4 protein-coding genes and 1 tRNA gene are annotated in these 17349 nt (G+C 58.1%); 4 read left to right on the top strand and 1 reads right to left on the bottom strand.

Going from position 1 to position 17349, the window contains the following annotated elements; translation table 11 throughout:
- Window positions 1–43: 43 nt before the first annotated feature.
- Together IE156_RS11280 and IE156_RS11275 are read left to right on the top strand one after the other, a co-directional pair.
- On the top strand, window positions 44–13651 hold the full coding sequence (locus IE156_RS11280) for a filamentous hemagglutinin family protein (RefSeq protein WP_189392625.1): 13608 nt from the start codon (window positions 44–46) through the stop codon (window positions 13649–13651).
- A gap of 22 nt (window positions 13652–13673) precedes the next feature.
- Entirely contained in the window at window positions 13674–14324 is a 651-nt protein-coding gene (locus tag IE156_RS11275; RefSeq protein WP_189392624.1) for an RNA polymerase sigma factor, read from the top strand.
- 200 nt (window positions 14325–14524) lie between these two features.
- Here IE156_RS11275 and IE156_RS11270 read toward each other — a convergent pair.
- Window positions 14525–14600: transfer RNA gene (locus IE156_RS11270), tRNA-Phe, on the bottom strand.
- 295 nt (window positions 14601–14895) lie between these two features.
- Between IE156_RS11270 and hemA the strand changes: the two genes are divergently transcribed.
- Window positions 14896–16170 carry a glutamyl-tRNA reductase gene (hemA, locus tag IE156_RS11265; RefSeq protein ID WP_189392623.1) on the top strand — a complete coding sequence of 425 codons (1275 nt, stop codon included), beginning with the start codon at window positions 14896–14898 and terminating at the stop codon, window positions 16168–16170.
- Window positions 16171–16268: 98 nt separating this feature from the next.
- Window positions 16269–17348, top strand: a complete 1080-nt coding sequence (prfA, locus tag IE156_RS11260) for a peptide chain release factor 1 (protein ID WP_189392622.1) — start codon at window positions 16269–16271, stop codon at window positions 17346–17348.
- Window position 17349: the final 1 nt, after the last annotated feature.

The following is a 17349-nucleotide window of genomic DNA, read 5'->3' as shown; positions in this document are numbered from 1 at the left end:
TGGATACGAAATTCCTTACGTCTTAAGCCGGGAACCTCAAGCAATGTCGCCACGCCTACGCAGTTTGTCTTCCAAGTCATCTGATCCTAGAAACCCCGTCGATAGCGCTACTCGCGACACGTTCCGGAACCGGCTGACGCCTGTGGCACGCGCGATAGCCACGCTGCTGGTGACAGGCGGTTTGAGCTCGCAGGCTTACGCGCAAAGCCAGCCCGTCTCGGGGGCGTGGTTTGCGGCCAGAGGGGCGGTAGAACGCAATGTGTCGGGTGCGCAGGGGGCCATGGCAGATCCCGGCAATGGCGTATTGAATTCGGCGGCGCGTCAACATGCCGAAGCTCGCCAGCAATTGGCGCGCTCGGTGGAAAATCTGGGCCGCACGGCCAGTGCCATCGCAGCGCAACAGGCTGCCCAAAAAGCGGCACGCGAGGCCGCCGCCAAAGAGGCGGGTGTACCGGACGGCCATGTTCAAGGTGGCCTCTGGGACCGCGATGCAGCTGGCAATCTGCATGTCTGGACGGGAGCAGAGCGTCCAGAGCAGACCCAAAAAGACGGCCAGCACACCGTGGCAATCAAGCAGACCGAAAGCAAGGCGGTGCTGAACTGGGAAAGCTTTAACGTAGGCCGCAACACCACGGTGCAGTTCCAGCAACGCGCTACAGACGCGGTCTTGAACCGGGTTGTGGGGGCGGATACCGCACCTAGTCAGATTCAGGGAGCGATCAAGGGCGATGGCACCGTCATGGTGGTGAACCAGAACGGGGTGGTGTTCAGTGGCTCATCGCAAGTGAATGTGCGTAATCTGGTCACCGCGGCGGCCACGATTAGCGACAAGCAGTTCACCGAAGGCTTGTATGGCAAAGATGCCAATACGGCTTCCTTTACCAATGCGCAGGGCAAGATTGAAGTCCAAGCCGGTGCACATATTCGAACGCATGCTTCCGAGACCGTGAACCAGGGTGGGGGCTATGTGCTCTTGCTGGGTCAGGAAGTGGTGAATGCAGGCAGTATCTCCACGCCGGGAGGCCAAGTGGCCCTGGCGGCGGGGGACAACTTCATCATCCGCAAAGGGATGGGAACAGAGGAAAACGTCAACTCCACCACTCGCGGCAATACCGTGGTGGCTCAGCCAGGCTCGACCGATAAAAAAGGCAAAGTACAAAATACCGGCTTAATCCAAGCCGCCACTGGCGACATCACCTTGACGGGCCGCACAATCAGCCAGGATGGGGTGCTGGTGTCCAGTACCTCTGTGCATAATCGCGGCACTATTCACCTGTTAAATAACAAGGAGGATGTCCAATCCACGGTGACCTTGGGCTCGGACAGCGTGACGGCTATTGTCCTGGATGAAAGCGCTGCCACGGCATTGGATGTGCAGCGCGAAGCACTGATTAAAGAATCGGATAAAGAAGGCGATGGTTTGCGCCATCGTCGTGACCAATCACTGGTGCAAATTAGCAGTGGTGGCGATGTTGTTTTCGATGCAGACAGCTTGACGCTGGCCACCGGCGGCCAGGTCTTTGTGAATGCTGGCAAGAGCAGTGACGTACGCAAAGATGCTGTCATTGACGTGTCGGGCCACGTCGGTGTGCGAGTGGCGATGGAAGCCAATAATGTTTTGGTAAATATCCAGGGCAATGAGCAGCGCGATGCACCCGTTAACCGCGAAGGCGACAATCTGCGCAGCAGTGACGTCTGGCTGGATCGCCGTAATCTGGTATTTGTGCCTGCAGGCACAAATGGCTACGACAAAGACCGCTGGTACGCCGCAGGGGGGCTTTTGGAAGTGGGCGGTTATCTGGGGGTAGCCCGCCACAGCATCGGTGAATGGGCCGCGCAAGGCGGCACCGTGCAGTTCAGTGGTGCGCATGTGGTGACGCGCCCAGGTTCCCTGATCAATCTGTCGGGCGGCACCCTGGATGTGCAAAGCGGCTTTATCCGTCAAAGCTGGTTGCGGGGCGCGGATGGACGCTTGTACACGGTAGACAGTGCTCCGGGCGATTTGCTCTATGAAGGACTTTATAAAGGCTACCAACAAACCAGCGCGCGCTGGGGCCAAACCCGCAGCTTTTACAACCCGATTCTGGCACCTACACAGCGCTACGAAGAAGGCTATACGGTGGGGCGCGATGCCGGTCGTTTGATCATATCGACCCAGGCGGCTGAGCTGCAGGGCCATATCGAAACCGAAACCTATCAGGGGCCGCGTCAGATTCAGGCACCGGCGTCCAAGCTGGATGGCTATCAACAGTCGCAAACGGCAGTGGCTCGTCGGGCAGAGTTGATTTTGGGCGGCTGGACACCGGTCTATGACAAGGACACGCAGAATCTGCGCTATACCCCCAGCGCCTTGATCGAACAGGTGCTTATTGGCAAGACAGGGCAGCAAGACAGCAGCGATTCGTCTGACTCGGCCTCCTCCAGCATCAGCCTGGATTCAGATTGGTTGACCCGGATGGGCCTGGGCGCCTTACGGGTGTTTGCCAGCAAAAGCGTGGCGGTGAACGATGCCTTCTCCGTCGCTTTGGGTGGTGAAGTCGCCTTGCATGCCGCCCAAGTAGATGTACATGCGGACGTGACGGCGCGTGCTGGCCGTATCGTGCTGGGCGATTTGGTGGATAAGTGGGTCAGCTCCGGCAATGGTTGGCAGCTTAGCAAGGTTGCCGACACGCCAGCCGGCTCAACCACCCATACCCAGATTGATTCTGGCGTGACGCTGGATGCCCGTGGCCTATGGAGCAATCAGGAGCAGGATAGCCGCGACATGCGTTACCTGCCGTGGCGCAATGGTGGCGAGATCGTGCTGCGCAGCAGTGGCGATGTGACGGTTGCAAAACATGCCTTGCTGGATGTGTCCTCCGGGGCCGGCTATATGGCTGATGGCTCGGTGCTGGGCGGCAAGGGCGGCAGCATCACCCTGGCTGCAGACGCTCATTTTGCCAGTATTCCAGGAGTGGGTGGCAAGCTGTTTTTTGAAGGTGAGCTGCGTGGTTACGGTGTAGCCGGTGGCGGTACCTTACGCTTCCAAAGTGGTAATGCGGTGGTACTGGGTGGCTTGGTCGCTGGCAGTGATGGAGTCCTGCAGGCGGGTGAGGCTTCGCTGGCGGATTTGGTGACGCTGGAAGGTTTCACCATTGCCGCAGGAGCCATTTTGCCAGTGGACTATCACTACACGCGTACGCATGCCGCCGCGGGTGAAGTGATCGGTGGCGTACCTAAGGTAGAGCAGTCCAATCCGTCCAGCTGGATTCATCTGGATACGCCTTGGGCACTGCCCAAACCTAGCAACGAAAACTCCAGTTATTCGGTCTGGCTGTCCAATGGGCAGCAGTTGCGAGTGGATGGCTATAGCTGGACTGTGCCGCCCACCTTGCCGGCGGGCACTGTGATCATGGCGATCATGAATGCCAGCAGCTTCCCCAGCACATACGTTTTACCTCCCGAGATTTTCCCTAAGGGGGTGGCGATTGTGCCTGCGCCGGGCGTTTTCAAAGCGGGTTCGGTAGCCGATACGGAATTGGTCTACCACCCGGGAACCTTGTTGCGCGCCGGTACTCGCCTGACGCAAAAGGTCGCCGTTGATTCCTTGCTGCATTTGGACAGCAGCCAGTTCCAAAAAGGCTTTGCCCATTACGAAGTGCTGGGCGGCTTTGGGGTGGCCGTGGCGCAGGATGCCAATCTGACGCCGAACATGCCTGTCATGCAGTTGAGTCTGCCTGATGCCCGCTTATTGCCTACTGGCAGTGACCCCTGGCAAGCCGCCACGCTGTGGCTGCCGCCTGAGTTCAACGAGTCACCCGAGAAAAGTACCCTCAGCCAGCGCGGCGGGGCGGATCTGACCTTGACTGCCGGCTACGTGTATAAGCAGCAAAGCTTGGATCCTAGTGGCCCCTCGCTGTCGGTGGGGCAGGGCGCGCACATCAAGGTGGACGACGGCCAGAGCATTGTCCTGCAAGGCAATGGTCAGATCACGATTGACGGCGCCTTGCAGGCGGCGGGCGGGAAAATCGGCATTTATGGTTTGAACTCCGGGGGCGACGACGTCAACCATATCAAGGGCCATGATGGTTCGATCTGGTTGGGCAGTACGGCTCTGCTGGATGTGTCGGGCAAGGCCATGACAGGTGTGGACAGCCAGGGTCAGCGGTATGGCAAGGTGCTAAATGGGGGCCGTATTGAGATAGGCAGCAAGTATCAGCCGTATGCCACACACGTTAATACCATCGACAACTTTATTGTGATTCGTGAAGGCGCCCGTTTGCTGGCATCAGGCAGCTCGGCTGTCATGGATCTGCCGGGTCAGGGCGCACAGACGGTGGCCTCCAATGGCGGTGTCATCCATCTGGCCAGTTTTAACGGCTTGTATTTGGATGGAGACATGCAGGCCAACGCAGGTGGTGCAAAGGCGGCTGGCGGTACCTTGTCGCTAGCCTTGGAATCACCTAATTATGCCTTGTCTGCTGGACCGGGCGATCGTGTGCTGGCACATCGTGAAATGACGCTGGTGCGCGAGCAGCAACTGGAGAATCTCTCGCCTGATCTGTTGCCGGGCCAGGCGGATGCTGGCTTGCAGTATGGTCATGCCCGTATTGGTGTAGATCGTATCCAGGCAGGCGGTTTTGATAATTTGGCCTTGCTGGCCAATGGCATTTTGTCGATTGAAGCGGGTGTGGACCTGACGTTGGGGCAAAGCCTGCATCTGGCGGTGCCTAAAATTGCCTTGGCCCCTGGTTCCCTTCCAGGCTCGACCGTCAAGCTGGCCGCGCCCCATGTCAATTTGGCGGGTGCGACTCGACCCACTCGCGACAAGTATGTCACCCCGCTTATTCAGGACCCTGCCAGCAGCGTGGGCAAGATGGTGGAGTTGCAGGAAGACTCCCATCTGCTGATAGAGGCCGGTGTTCTGGATATTGCCAACCGGGTCTCTTTTGGGGCCTATGGCAATTCCTTGCAAAATGGCAAGGCGGAGGTCTCGCGTTTTGGTTTTGATACGGTGGAATTGCGCGCTCAGAACGATCTGCGCTTTTTGAAGCATACCGTGGGTGATCGCACGCAAATGGTGACTGAGGGCAATCTGGTATTGGCCGCAGGCCGTATCTACCCAGGCACTGGGGCGACGACAGAGGTAATTTCCGGTCGTCACATTGTGCGAGACCAGTGGAACAATCCGCTCCTGCAGTTCGATCCCGAACACAGCCTGCGCATTGAGCGCATTGGCAGTGGTGATGTATCGCAGCCTTATTCTGCCCTGGGTATCTTGCGTTTGCAGTCGGCCAATATTGATCAGGGCGGTGTGCTGTTAGCCCCCTTCGGGCAGTTGGAACTGGGGGTTGGTGTGGGCGGAGGCTTGCAGGCCCCGACCTCGGTAGTGCTACGCCCTGGCAGTATCAGTTCGGTCAGTGGCGCGGGCTTGGTCATGCCTTATGGCGGCACGGTAGATGGCCTGACGTATAACTACGCCGGTATGGATGCTCCGTTTGTGGGGCTGGGCGGATTGCTGGGCAACCTGAGCCTGAAAGCCACCCGTGTGGATGTGCAGGACGGTGCGTTGATGGATTTGTCGGGCGGTGGCGAGCTGACGGGCGCAGGCTTTTTGCCAGGGCGTGGCGGTTCCACTGATGCTCGTTTGCATCCCTTGATTCAGAACACGGCCAATGGTTTTGTTTTGCCGGGGCTGTCCAGTAATCCGGTGTATGCCGTGGTGCCGGGTGTGCAGCAAATTGTCGCACCGCTGGCGGCTGAAAATGGTGCCGGTGATCCTATGGTGGGTCGCCAGATTCATATCGCGGCGGGCGTACCAGGTTTGGCAGCAGGCACGTATACCTTGCTGCCGTCCAGCTACGCCTTGTTGCCAGGTGCTTATCGCGTTGAGGTCAGCGGTTCTGCCAGTCCCAGTGCCGCCATGGGCGGGGCGATTGCCATGCGCAACGGCTCCTACAATGTGGCAGCGCAGTTGGGGGTGGCCAATACCGCTATCGTGGATAGCATGCCGTCCCGCGTGGTGCTGACCTCAACTGATACCTTGCGCTTGTATTCCCAGTACAACGAAACCTCTTACGCGCAATTTGGCCTGGACTGGGCTATGCGCGATAGCGTCCCGCGTCCGCAGTTGGAGCGGGATGCGCGCCAGTTGGAACTGGCCGCCAAGAGTTTGAGTATTGCGCAGGGTGCGACCCGTTTTGAACCCGCAAGCCACGGCCGTGGCGGTACGGTGGTACTGACCGGGTCTCGTATCGAAGTGCTAGCCGATGGGGCGGCACCTACCGCGGGCTTTGATGGCATGTCGGTCGAATCCGGCATGCTCAACCGTCTGGGGGCAGCAGGGATCAGCATTGGGGGCTCACCTACTTCAACATTCGCTTTGCAAGGCTATGGTTCTACCCGTGATGCCTGGCGTGTCAGTCTGGGTAGCGCCCGTACTGATGAAATCTTTGTGCGCGAAGGTGCTGTGCTGGAAGCTGCGCAGGTATTTCTGGTCGTGGGTCACCGCGAAAAAGGTCTGATTGTTGAACAAGGTGCCACTATCAACACCTTGGGCAAGGGGGCCGCACCCTGGGACTCCAGTGAAGGCTATGTGCTGGAGCCCGGTCAGAAAGGCGTGCTGGCACTGAGCAACGGTTGGCTGGATGTGACTGGACCCCAACGGGATGACAGTTCGGGTGTGTCAGGCGCGGGCTTCTTGCACATCGGTGTTTGTGCAGCAGGGAGCAGTTGTACCGGTGAAACCCGCTTGTATTCGGAAGGCACGATTACAGCGGCCACTAATAAGGCTTTTGAGCTGGATGAGTCGGTTCGCTATGGCACCCGCAATCTGGTGCTGGCGATGGGCGGGATTAATGTGGGCGGGGCTGAGGCCCTGTCTCAAGCCTCCACCAAGGGGATTTTGCCTGCCGGTCTGACACTAAACCAGGCCGTGTTGGAGCGTCTCTTGCGGGGTGACACCCAGATGGGCGCGCCAGCACTCGAAAACCTGGTGCTGACCGCACGTGATGCCGTCAATTTCTATGGTGATGTGAACCTGAACACGATTGATCCGGCAACGGGCAAGTCGGCTCTGGAACGTCTGGTGTTAAGCACCCCGGCGATTTACGGCTACGGCAATGCGGACACAGTGGCACGTATCGAAACAGACATCTTGGTTTGGAACGGGGCGACCACGCCAGCGGGTGACATCATCGCGAACGGTGCTGGCACGGGCAGCGGGCGTTTGCTGATTGATGCACAGCAGATCGAGTTTGGCTACGGCCCACGCAGCCAGCCGGATACGGTCGGCATGCATGATCGTTTGGCGCTGGGTTTTGGTAGTGTGAATTTCAATGCCAGCGAGCGCATCACGGCTAATCACAAAGGCAGCTTATCGGTTTACCACAGCCGTGGAGCCTGGGATGAGGCCGCCAAGGACTGGACTTACCACGGTGGTGATCTGAACTTCAGTACCCCCGTGTTTACAGGGCAGGCTGGTTCCGTCAACCACATGCGTGCCGGTGGCAGCATAAATGCGGTACGCCGGGAAGGAGCAGGCTACGTGGTGCCGGACGCTGCTACGGCTGTTCAGGCACTGGGCGCAGAGTTGAAGCTGGACGCAGGCACCTTCTTGAATTGGGACAGTGCCGTCTTGTTGCCTAGCGGCAAGCTGGTTCTGTCAGCGCAAGGCGACGTGATGCTGCGCGATGGAGCGCAGATCGATATGGCGGGCCGTCCCATCAGCTTCTTTGACGTCAGCAAATACAGCTGGGGCGGGGAGCTGACGCTGGATAGCCGTCGCGGCAATGTGATTCAGGATGCCGCGTCCTTGATTGATGTGTCGGCTCAGCAAAATCGCGCCGGTAAATTAACCGCCTTGGCCATGGATGGTCTGGTCGATTTGCGGGGTCGCTTTGCCGGTGCAGGCAGTGGACATTACGACGCAGGTGGCACCCTGGTGCCATTTGCCTCCGGCTTTATTGACGTGCGTGCGCAGCAAATCGCGGATTTTACCGGTTTGAATATGCGCTTGAACGAAGGCTCGGTTTGGGGTGGCCGCAGCTTCCAATTACGTCAGGGTGATCTGATGATTGGCAACGAAGTGAAAGCCCGTGAAGTGAATGTGTCTGTCGACAATGGCAGCCTGACCGTTACCGGCATCATTGATGCCAACGGCGAGCAGGCGGGCAGCATTCGTCTGGCTGCTAATCGGGGCGTCACACTGGCCAGTACAGCCGTGCTGGATGCGAGTGCCAGCGTTTTGCGCCGGGACAGTTATGGGCAGATTATTGAAGCGCCGAACCGTGCACTTATCGAGATTGATTCGGGCCTGGGGCGACTGGTCTTGGCCGATGGCATGCGCATGAATTTGAGCGTGGCGGGTAGCAATGCACGCTATGGCACGGTGACGCTGAACGCGCCGCGTCTGGGTGGGGCGACGGGTAACGATGTGGATATTGATGCCCGTGGTGCCCTTAATATCAGTGGGGCCAAGTCCATTGCGGTCAACGCCTTCTACCAATACGACGACGCGGAACTCGGCACCGATGTGACGGTCGATGGCCGGCGCTATCAGCGCATTGATCAGGACTATCTGCGCAAGAACCATCAGGACAGCGAAGCGTTCATCAACAATGCCCTGGCAAATCAGTCCTTGATGCAGGGCAAGTTGGCCGGACTGCGGGCTTATGGGGACGAGTTCCATCTGCGCCCGGGCGTAGAGGTTGTCAGCAATGCCGCGATTAATCCGGACGGCGATTTGCATGTGGATGGCGATATCGATCTGTCTGGCTTTCGCTATGCCAGCGTCAATCCGCATAGCCAGAAAACGACGCAGTATGGCTCGGGGGAGGCTGGTGCGTTGGTTCTGCGTGCCGATGGAGATTTAGCCGTTTTCGGCAGTGTGAGCGATGGTTTTGACACCTCTGTGTTGGGTGTGACGCCGGATGATGATGGCTGGGTGCTGCCGGCCGGTCGCATGCCATTCGGTGGTGACTTGATCATTCCAGGCAGTGGCATGGTGACCCTGGATACAGGAACCCAATTTGCCGCCGGACGTACCTTGAATTACGACGTGCCTGTTGGGGCGATGACTTTGCCGGGCGGCACCTTGATCCCTGGCCTGATGAGTCTGGCGCAGAGTCTGACCTTGCCGGCAGGCACGGTGTTGTCGGCAGCCGTGTTGGATGCTTCGGGTCAACAGGTGTATGCCGCCGGCACGGTGCTGAAAGAGCCGGTGGTCTTGCAAGCCGCGATGCAGCTGTCAGCGGGTTTCCGCCTGCCTGAGGATACGCAGATCGCCGCAAGCTGGTGGCCTAAAGGTGTTCCACTACCGGTAGCCATGAAGCTGACTCAGGCCGTGGCCTTGAACAAAGGGGCGCTGGTTCCGTCGGAAACTGATGTGATCTTGTCGGGTGGTGTGGCCATGGTTGATCTGCGCCCCCGCCGTAGTGACGATACTCAGGGACGCACCTTGTCGCTGGCGCCTATGCTGGCGGCGGGCTCGCAGTCCTGGGATATCCGTCTGGTCGCCGGAGCGGACACCGCCGCAGCCGATAATCGCTTGACGCGGGTGGATAGCAATAAGCGCTTGATGCTGGCTGATACCCACTTTGGGCTAGGCGTGCAGTACACCCCAATTCCTGGTACGGGGACGCCTGCCGTCTATGCCTGGAACGATGTCAGTCGTTTTGAAGAGGTAGTCGAGCTGCTGTCGGGTGGTTACTGGTTGAGCTTTGTACCCGTAGCGGGGGAGGCTGTCACCCAGGAGCAGATCGATGAGTTGTTGGCTTACGGCATGATCGGTGAGGATGTGACCGAGCTGAATGGGTATGGCATGGGCGATATGACGGCAGAGCTGTCTCCCGCTATCCCGCCCGATATGGAAGAAATGAAATTCGCCGCTCGTGAACAGATGTTCAGTGTCTTGCGTACCGGAGTGGGCGACCTGGACCTGGTCTCTGGCGGCGATATCGAAATGAACTCCTTGTACGGGGTTTACACCGCCGGTACGCCTTCGGCGTCCATGGGCGAGGCCTATAACCAGGCACGTGGCAAACTGTTTGACGGCACTATTTTGCGCAAGGAAGGCAGACGTTTTGAGTCGCTGGTCGATGGGGGACCAGACAGCCTGTATCAGGCCTGGTATCCCGAGAACGGCGGCAATGTCTTGCTCCGTGCCCAAGGCAGCCTGAAGGGTGATCTGCTGGGGAATAACGGCGGCAACATTGACATGGGCTATACCTTCTCCAATACCCGTCAGCAGCTTGCCTCTACCGCCGTAGGTACTTGGTTGTGGCGTCAGGGAACGGGCAGCGCCGTGTCTGGCAGCGAGGGTGTGCCAGGCGCCTGGTGGGTTAATTTCGGAACCTATGTGCCCGGTAGCGCCGACGGTAGCTACAGTGAATATGACAGCTGGCTGGCCGCCAACGAGCCTTTCCTGACAGGCTTTACCGGCGTGGGCACCTTGGGTGGCGGGAATTTGACGGTGGAAGCGGGTGCTGATGCCGGCATGCTTAATCAGCGCGGTATTCGCAGCTCCTGGAATCAACAGATGCATACACCTCGCAGTCAGGGTTTGCATCTGGTGGTCGGCAGTACAGGCCGCGTCACACCGGGTGGTGAGCTGGTGCAGACAGGCGGGGGAGATCTGGTGCTGCGCCTGGGTGGGACCTTGAATCCGAATCCTGATGTGCGTCTGAATGAGCATGACTTGAACAGCACTTTCGTGAACCTGAGAGGGGCCATGGCTCTGGATGCCGGGGCGGTTGGTGGCATGAAACTGGGCTTTGGTGGTACCGATCAAATGGATACCCGCCCTGGCAATATTTATGCCAAAGGGGCCGGCAGCGCGACGGGTGGCCCTATTTTGGTGTTGGGTGATTCCGCCGTGCGCATGCAGACACGGGGCGATCTGATTTTGGGCAGTGCAGTGGATCCTGGTCGCACCGTTTCGCTGACGTCCATGCCTTTTTCTGTGGATGGCACGCACTACGAGGGTAATGGTTGGTCCTGGTTCTCCTTGTGGACGCCAGCTACCGGAATTGATCTGTTGAGTGCGGGTGGGAATTTGACGCCCACGACGGCATGGGACGAGCGTAACTCGTACGAAGACACCCGTTGGTCTGATCCGGGTCGCAACCAGTCGCCTAATGGGGATGGCCACTTTTACCCCTCCATCCTGCGGGCTGCAGCTGCCAACGGCAATATCGTTTACGGAGCCAGTGCCAGTGGGGCCACCGTGCCAATCGCATCGGGAGGTATGCTGCGCTACGGTTTTGGTACCGTTCTGGCTCCTTCTCCCATGGGGGATCAATTTGTAAATGCCACCGGTCGGGGAGAATTGCAGTTTCTGGCACAGGGCTCCATCGTGGCAGCAGGCTATGTATTCTCGGCCTCAACGGCTGATCCTGCTGCAATGCCTAGCCCGCTGCGCCCTGGCTTTGTAGGACTGTTGTCGGAAACGGGGGGCGGCCAATATGGCTTTAATCCCCGCATTGTTTACAACATGGCTAGCGAGGCCGTGCCTTTAAGTGACTGGTTCTCCGGGAGCGGCACGACTGTTACGTCCCTGGACGGTGGCCGTCACAATACAGGCTCTTTGTTTGTGTTCGGCTCTCCGGTCAATATCGGTACGGCCGCCACAAAGCGTCAGCCCGCCCGTTACTACGCTGCCAATGGTGACATTGTGGGCTTGCGTGTGGGCCAGGAGGTCTTGTTGGGCTACCCCGCTGGAGCGGCGGGTTCGCGCATGGAGGGTTCGGTTCCCGTGGCAATCCGTGCGGGTCGTGATATTACGGACTCCGGCACCCGTCTTGGACAAAAGGATGCGGTGGCCGGTAGCAGAAGCGCCACTGCCACAACGCGCGGTAACCTGATTACCCACGCCTGGGCAGATGATATTTCCATCGTGGAAGCGGGCCGGGACGTGCGCAATAGCAGCTTCTACATTCTGGGCCCCGGCTTGCTGGATGTATCTGCAGGACGCCATGTCTATCTGGCTGATAAGGGTGAAATCAAAAGCCTGGGGCCTTTGAGCGCTGGATTGTCCGACAGCCGGGGTGGTGGTGCCAGCATTTCGGTATCGGCAGGCATGGGCAAGGGAGCATATTGGGACGATTTTGCTGGGCGTTATCTGAATCCCGAGAATCAGGCGGACCTGGAGATGCCTTTTGCAGATCAGCAGGGCAAGGCGCTGTACATCTATAACGGCGGCATGACGCTGGCACAATGGCTGCAACGTGAATTTGCCTACACAGGCGATGAGGCGGGGGCCGCAGAGTTTCTGCAACAAAAGCAGGCGGAACTGGATCTAGTGCGTGACCAAACGCGGGCAGAAGGGCGCACGGCCTCAAGCCGACCACTGGCACGAGAATACAAGCTGGAAAGCCAGTTGCATCTGGTCAACTGGTTGACGAGCCGATTTAGTGGGGCCAACGGTTTGGGTCTGCATTTTGATGCCGCTACGATGGACGCACGTAATTTCTTCGAGGCCCTGCCCGCCGAGCAGCAGCACAGTTACTTGCGCAATGTGTACTACGCAGAACTGCGCGCTTCGGGTCGTGAATATAACGACACAGACAGCAAACGGGCAGGCAGTTACTTGCGTGGCCGTGAAGCCATTGCCACCTTGTTCCCGGAGCAGGATGCGCAAGGTCAGGCCCTGAGCTACGCTGGCGATCTGACTATGTACAGCAGTGCGCTCTACTACGATGCAGACTACGTTAATAATACGGGCGGCAAAAATCGACCTACCCCTAAAGTTGATTATCTGACCAAGGCCGAGTGGGAGGCTTTGGGAACTCCGGGTTATGGCGTGTCCTTTTACGATGTGCTCGACGCGGGTATCCATACCAATTTCGGTGGTGACATCAGCATTCTGACTCCCGGTGGCCGTGCCTTGGTGGGGATCGATGGTGGCTTTAATCCAGGGCCGGGGTCGGGTGTGATTACGCAAGGGGAAGGGGACATCAACTTCTTCTCGCAAAGCGACATTCTGATGGGGCAGAGCCGGGTCTTTACGACCTTCGGCGGCAATATTCTGGCCTGGTCGGCAGAGGGCAATATCAACGCTGGGCGCGGTAGCAAGACCACCGTGGTCTACACGCCGCAACGCCGTGTTTACGATGCGTTCGGCAATGTGGCGCTGTCGCCTTCCACACCGAATACCGGTGCGGGTATTGCGACACTGGACCCAGTGCCAGAGGTGCCGCCTGGCTATATCGACTTGATTGCGCCATTGGGAACCGTAGATGCAGGCGAGGCAGGGATACGCGTATCGGGCGACATCAATATTGCCGCCTTGCGGGTGGTCAATGCCGACAATATCCAGGTGCAGGGCGAGTCCAAAGGTATTCCGGTGGTGGCGACTGTCAATACCGGCGCATTGAGCAACGCCAGCGCAACGGCTTCTTCGGCAGCGTCGGCGGCTCAAGATACCGTGAACCGCGCTCGTGCTCAGGCTCGTCAGAATCTGCCGTCGGTCATTACTGTGCAGATTATGGGGTTTGGGGATGCAGGGCAGTCCGGGGGGGGAGCCACTTCATCAGGAGCAGGTCCAGTGACTTCCAAGATCGATGCCTCTGCGTATCGCCAAGACAGTACGGTGCAGGTCCTGGGACTGGGCGCCAATCCGCAATCCGCTCTGGATCGATTGACGCCCGAGGAACGGCGGCGGATGACACTGTAGCCTGAGCCAGGGAGATCTGATCATGTTGTCGACTTGCCTACCTTTGCCAGCACGCAGGCGCACTGAGGAGTGCGTGACACCGCAGTATTCACTGTGCCTGTATTTGAAAGTGCATTACGAAGAACTGTTGCGGCAACTGACCATACGCCTGCGCTGCCGTGACCGCGCAGCGGATGCCTTGCACGACACCTGGCTGCGCCTGCATGGCAGCCGGGAGATCGGGCCGGTAGCCAACCCACGCCAGTACCTGCTGCGCATGGCCAGGAATCTGGCCATCGACGAGTGGCGAGCAGAATCAGGAAGAGGGACGCTGGTACCGCTTGATGAACTGGAAGAGCATCAGCAGATTTCCCCCATGCCTGGCCCGGAGTCCAGCCTGATCGGCAGATCGTTGCTGTCAGCCCTGATCTATGCCATCGACTTGCTGCCGCGTCAGCGTCGTGCCATCTTTCTGGCCGCGCGCCTGGAAGAACAAAGCTTGAGTGTGGTGGCCGAACGCTTCGGCGTCACCACCAGCAAAGCTCGTAATGAACTGCGCCGGGCAGAAGCACACTGTGAGCAGGCCTTGTTGGGGAACTGGGCGGAGCTGCGCCAGGGGCGCAATACCTGTGTGAAACCGCCTCCCACGATGAGCGCGGGGTTCGGGTGGATGGCGGAACCGGTGGGGTTTTGAGGGAGTCCCTCGTTTAGGGCCCCTCTTAGTAAGTATCGAGATCCTCGATACTTTTGATGTGTCGGTATTGTTGATATAGAGGGGAGCAGCGGATGGTCTCCCCGAGCCTGCCCATGTGATCCTGTGCTTTATTTACAGGTTTGGGCAGAACAGAAAAACAAAAAGCCCAGTCGCTTGACTGGGCTTTTTGTTTAAATTCTTGGTGGCCTGGGACGGAATCGAACCGCCGACACAAGGATTTTCAATCCTCTGCTCTACCGACTGAGCTACCAGGCCAACACGTACTGCTCGGTAAAAATAGAACTATACCACGTTTTTTTATTTGTGAGCATAGTACAACAAAAATTTTATGCATCCTTTCGACTTCAAATTTGCCGTGCCCCTAGGGGGATGCGCGTCTCAGCGAAAAGTGGACTGCATAAAGGAGGGCAATTGTAATCACAAAAAGGCAAGCCAAGTAACATTTTTGGCAAAACCCGCGCTTGCGGCGTAAAATCACTTAACTTTCATGCATTTTGCTCCAGCAAGATTGCCTGTTTCGGTCTTTTCAGGGCTATAGCCTGTACTGCTCATGTCTGTAGATGTTCTAACCTTCGGTCTGAATCATGTGTCCGCGCCGGTTGCCGTGCGCGAGCGCGTTGCGTTTCCGATCGATGTGTTAAAGCCTGCGCTTGATACCTTGCGTGCCACTTTCGGTACCGGTGTCCGTGAAGCAGCCATTCTGTCTACCTGTAATCGCACCGAGATTTACTGTGCAGCCGAGCCCCATGTGGCGGAACGCCTGCCAGAGTGGATGGCAGACTTCAACAGCCTGCGCTCTGCCGAACTGACCCCCCATCTGTATCGCTATAACCAGAACGAAGCCGTGCGCCACGCATTCCGTGTTGCCAGCGGTCTGGATTCCATGGTTCTGGGCGAGCCACAGATTCTGGGTCAGATGAAAGATGCCGTGCGTGCCGCTAATGAAGCGGGCTCGCTGGGCACGTTGCTGCATCAATTGTTCCAGCGTACCTTCTCGGTGGCCAAAGAAGTACGTACGCAAACCGCGATTGGTGCCCACTCGGTGTCCATGGCAGCGGCAGCTGTTCGTTTGGCCGAGCGTGTGTTTGGCGATCTGAGTCAAGCCAAAGTGCTGTTTATTGGCGCGGGCGAAATGATCGAGTTGTGTGCCACGCACTTTGCCGCGGTGAACCCCTGTAGCATCGTGGTCGCCAACCGTACCCAGGAACGGGCAGAAAGTTTGGCTTCGCGCTTTATGGCCAGCACCATGAAGCTGGCCGATGTGCCAGATCGTCTGGCCGATTTTGATGTGGTGGTGTCCTGTACTGCCAGTACTTTGCCCATTTTGGGCCTGGGTATGGTGGAACGTGCTGTACGCTCGCGCCGCCACCGCCCTGTGGTCATGGTCGATTTGGCCGTGCCACGCGATATTGAAACCGAAGTAGGCCGCCTGGATGACGTGTATCTGTACACCGTCGACGATCTGGGACGCTTTGTGCAGCGGGGTGCCGATGCCCGTCAGGCCGCCGTCGTTCAGGCCGAGGCCATTATCGACACCCAGGTGCAGCACTATATGCATTGGCTAAGCACCCGTGCGATTGTGCCGGCCATTCTGGATGTGCAGCAGTCGGTTGAAAAAGTACGTCAGCACGAGCTGGAACGCGCGCGCCGCATGTTGGCTCGTGGTGATGATCCCGCTGAAGTCATTGAAATGCTGGCGCATGGCCTCACTCAAAAGTACATGCACGGCCCTATGGCTGAATTGACGCGCAGCGAAGGCTCCGAGCGCGAGCAGTTGCTCAGTTTGCTGCCTCGTTTGCTGCCCTCGACCACACGTCGACGTTAGCGTCTGGGCTGTTGTCTGTTCACCGACTCTCCTGCGGTGCAGCCCGATAGCTTTTAACTGCGCCCAGACCCTCTGATTTTCCCTTTAGGCTGTTCCCTATGAAAGACTCTATGCGCAGTCGGCTTGAGCAATTGGCTCGTCGTCTGGTTGAAGCTGATGCCATGCTTGCCGAGCCTGAAATTGCCAGCAATATGGATGAGTTCCGCAAACTGTCGCGCGAGCGTGCCGAGCTGGATCCCGTTGTCACGGCCTTCAAAAGTTATGAAGCGGCCGAAGGTGATTTGCAGGCGGCTCTAGACATGATGTCCGACCCCGAATTGAAAGAAATGGGCGAGGAAGAATACAAATTGGGTAAAGAGCGTATTGCCCAACTGGAAGACGAGCTGCAAATTTTGCTCCTGCCGCGTGACCCGGATGACACCCGCAACGTATTCATTGAAATTCGCGCCGGTGCAGGTGGTGATGAAAGCGCCTTATTTGCCGGGGATTTGCTGCGCATGTACATGCGTTACGCCGAAAACTGTGGCTGGCGTACGGAAATCATGTCTGCCAGTGATTCGGAAGTGGGCGGCTATAAAGAAGTCATCGTGCGTATTGAGGGCCAGGATGTGTATGGTCGCCTGAAGTTCGAGTCTGGTGCGCACCGTGTGCAGCGCGTGCCCGAAACTGAAGCGCAAGGCCGTATTCATACCTCTACATGTACTGTGGCCGTGCTGCCCGAGGCTGAAGGTTTGGCTGAAATTACCATTAACCCTGCTGATTTGCGTGTGGATACCTTCCGCGCCAGTGGTGCCGGTGGTCAGCACGTGAACAAGACGGACTCTGCGGTGCGTTTGACCCACTTGCCCACGGGCTTGGTAGTGGAGTGCCAGGATGACCGCTCCCAGCACCGTAACCGCGAAAAAGCTTTGCAGGTGCTGGCTGCCCGTCTGAAAGACAAGCAGCAGCGCGAGCAATCCGATAAAGAAGCTGCCGAGCGTAAAAGCCTGGTAGGTACGGGTGACCGCTCCGAGCGTATCCGTACTTACAACTTCCCGCAGGGACGTATGACGGATCACCGCATCAATCTGACCTTGTACAAGCTGGCGTACATCATGGACGGCGATCTGGATGAGCTGATCAAGGCCTTGCTGTCCGAACATCAGGCCGGTTTGCTGGCTGATTTGGCGCAGGCGTGAG

This window comes from Alcaligenes pakistanensis (assembly GCF_014652815.1).
In the GTDB taxonomy this organism is placed as follows: Bacteria; Pseudomonadota; Gammaproteobacteria; order Burkholderiales; family Burkholderiaceae_B; genus Alcaligenes; species Alcaligenes pakistanensis.
The sequence above is the reverse complement of the archived record's forward strand: the minus strand, read 5'-3'. Positions and strand labels throughout refer to the sequence as shown.

Bases quoted from the DNA above. Each gene is read 5' to 3' on its own strand.
- IE156_RS11275 (WP_189392624.1), top strand. From the start codon at position 13,674: ATGTTGTCGACTTGCCTACCTTTGCCAGCACGCAGGCGCACTGAGGAG.
- prfA (WP_189392622.1), top strand. From the start codon at position 16,269: ATGAAAGACTCTATGCGCAGTCGGCTTGAGCAATTGGCTCGTCGTCTG.
- hemA (WP_189392623.1), top strand. From the start codon at position 14,896: ATGTCTGTAGATGTTCTAACCTTCGGTCTGAATCATGTGTCCGCGCCG.
- IE156_RS11280 (WP_189392625.1), top strand. From the start codon at position 44: ATGTCGCCACGCCTACGCAGTTTGTCTTCCAAGTCATCTGATCCTAGA.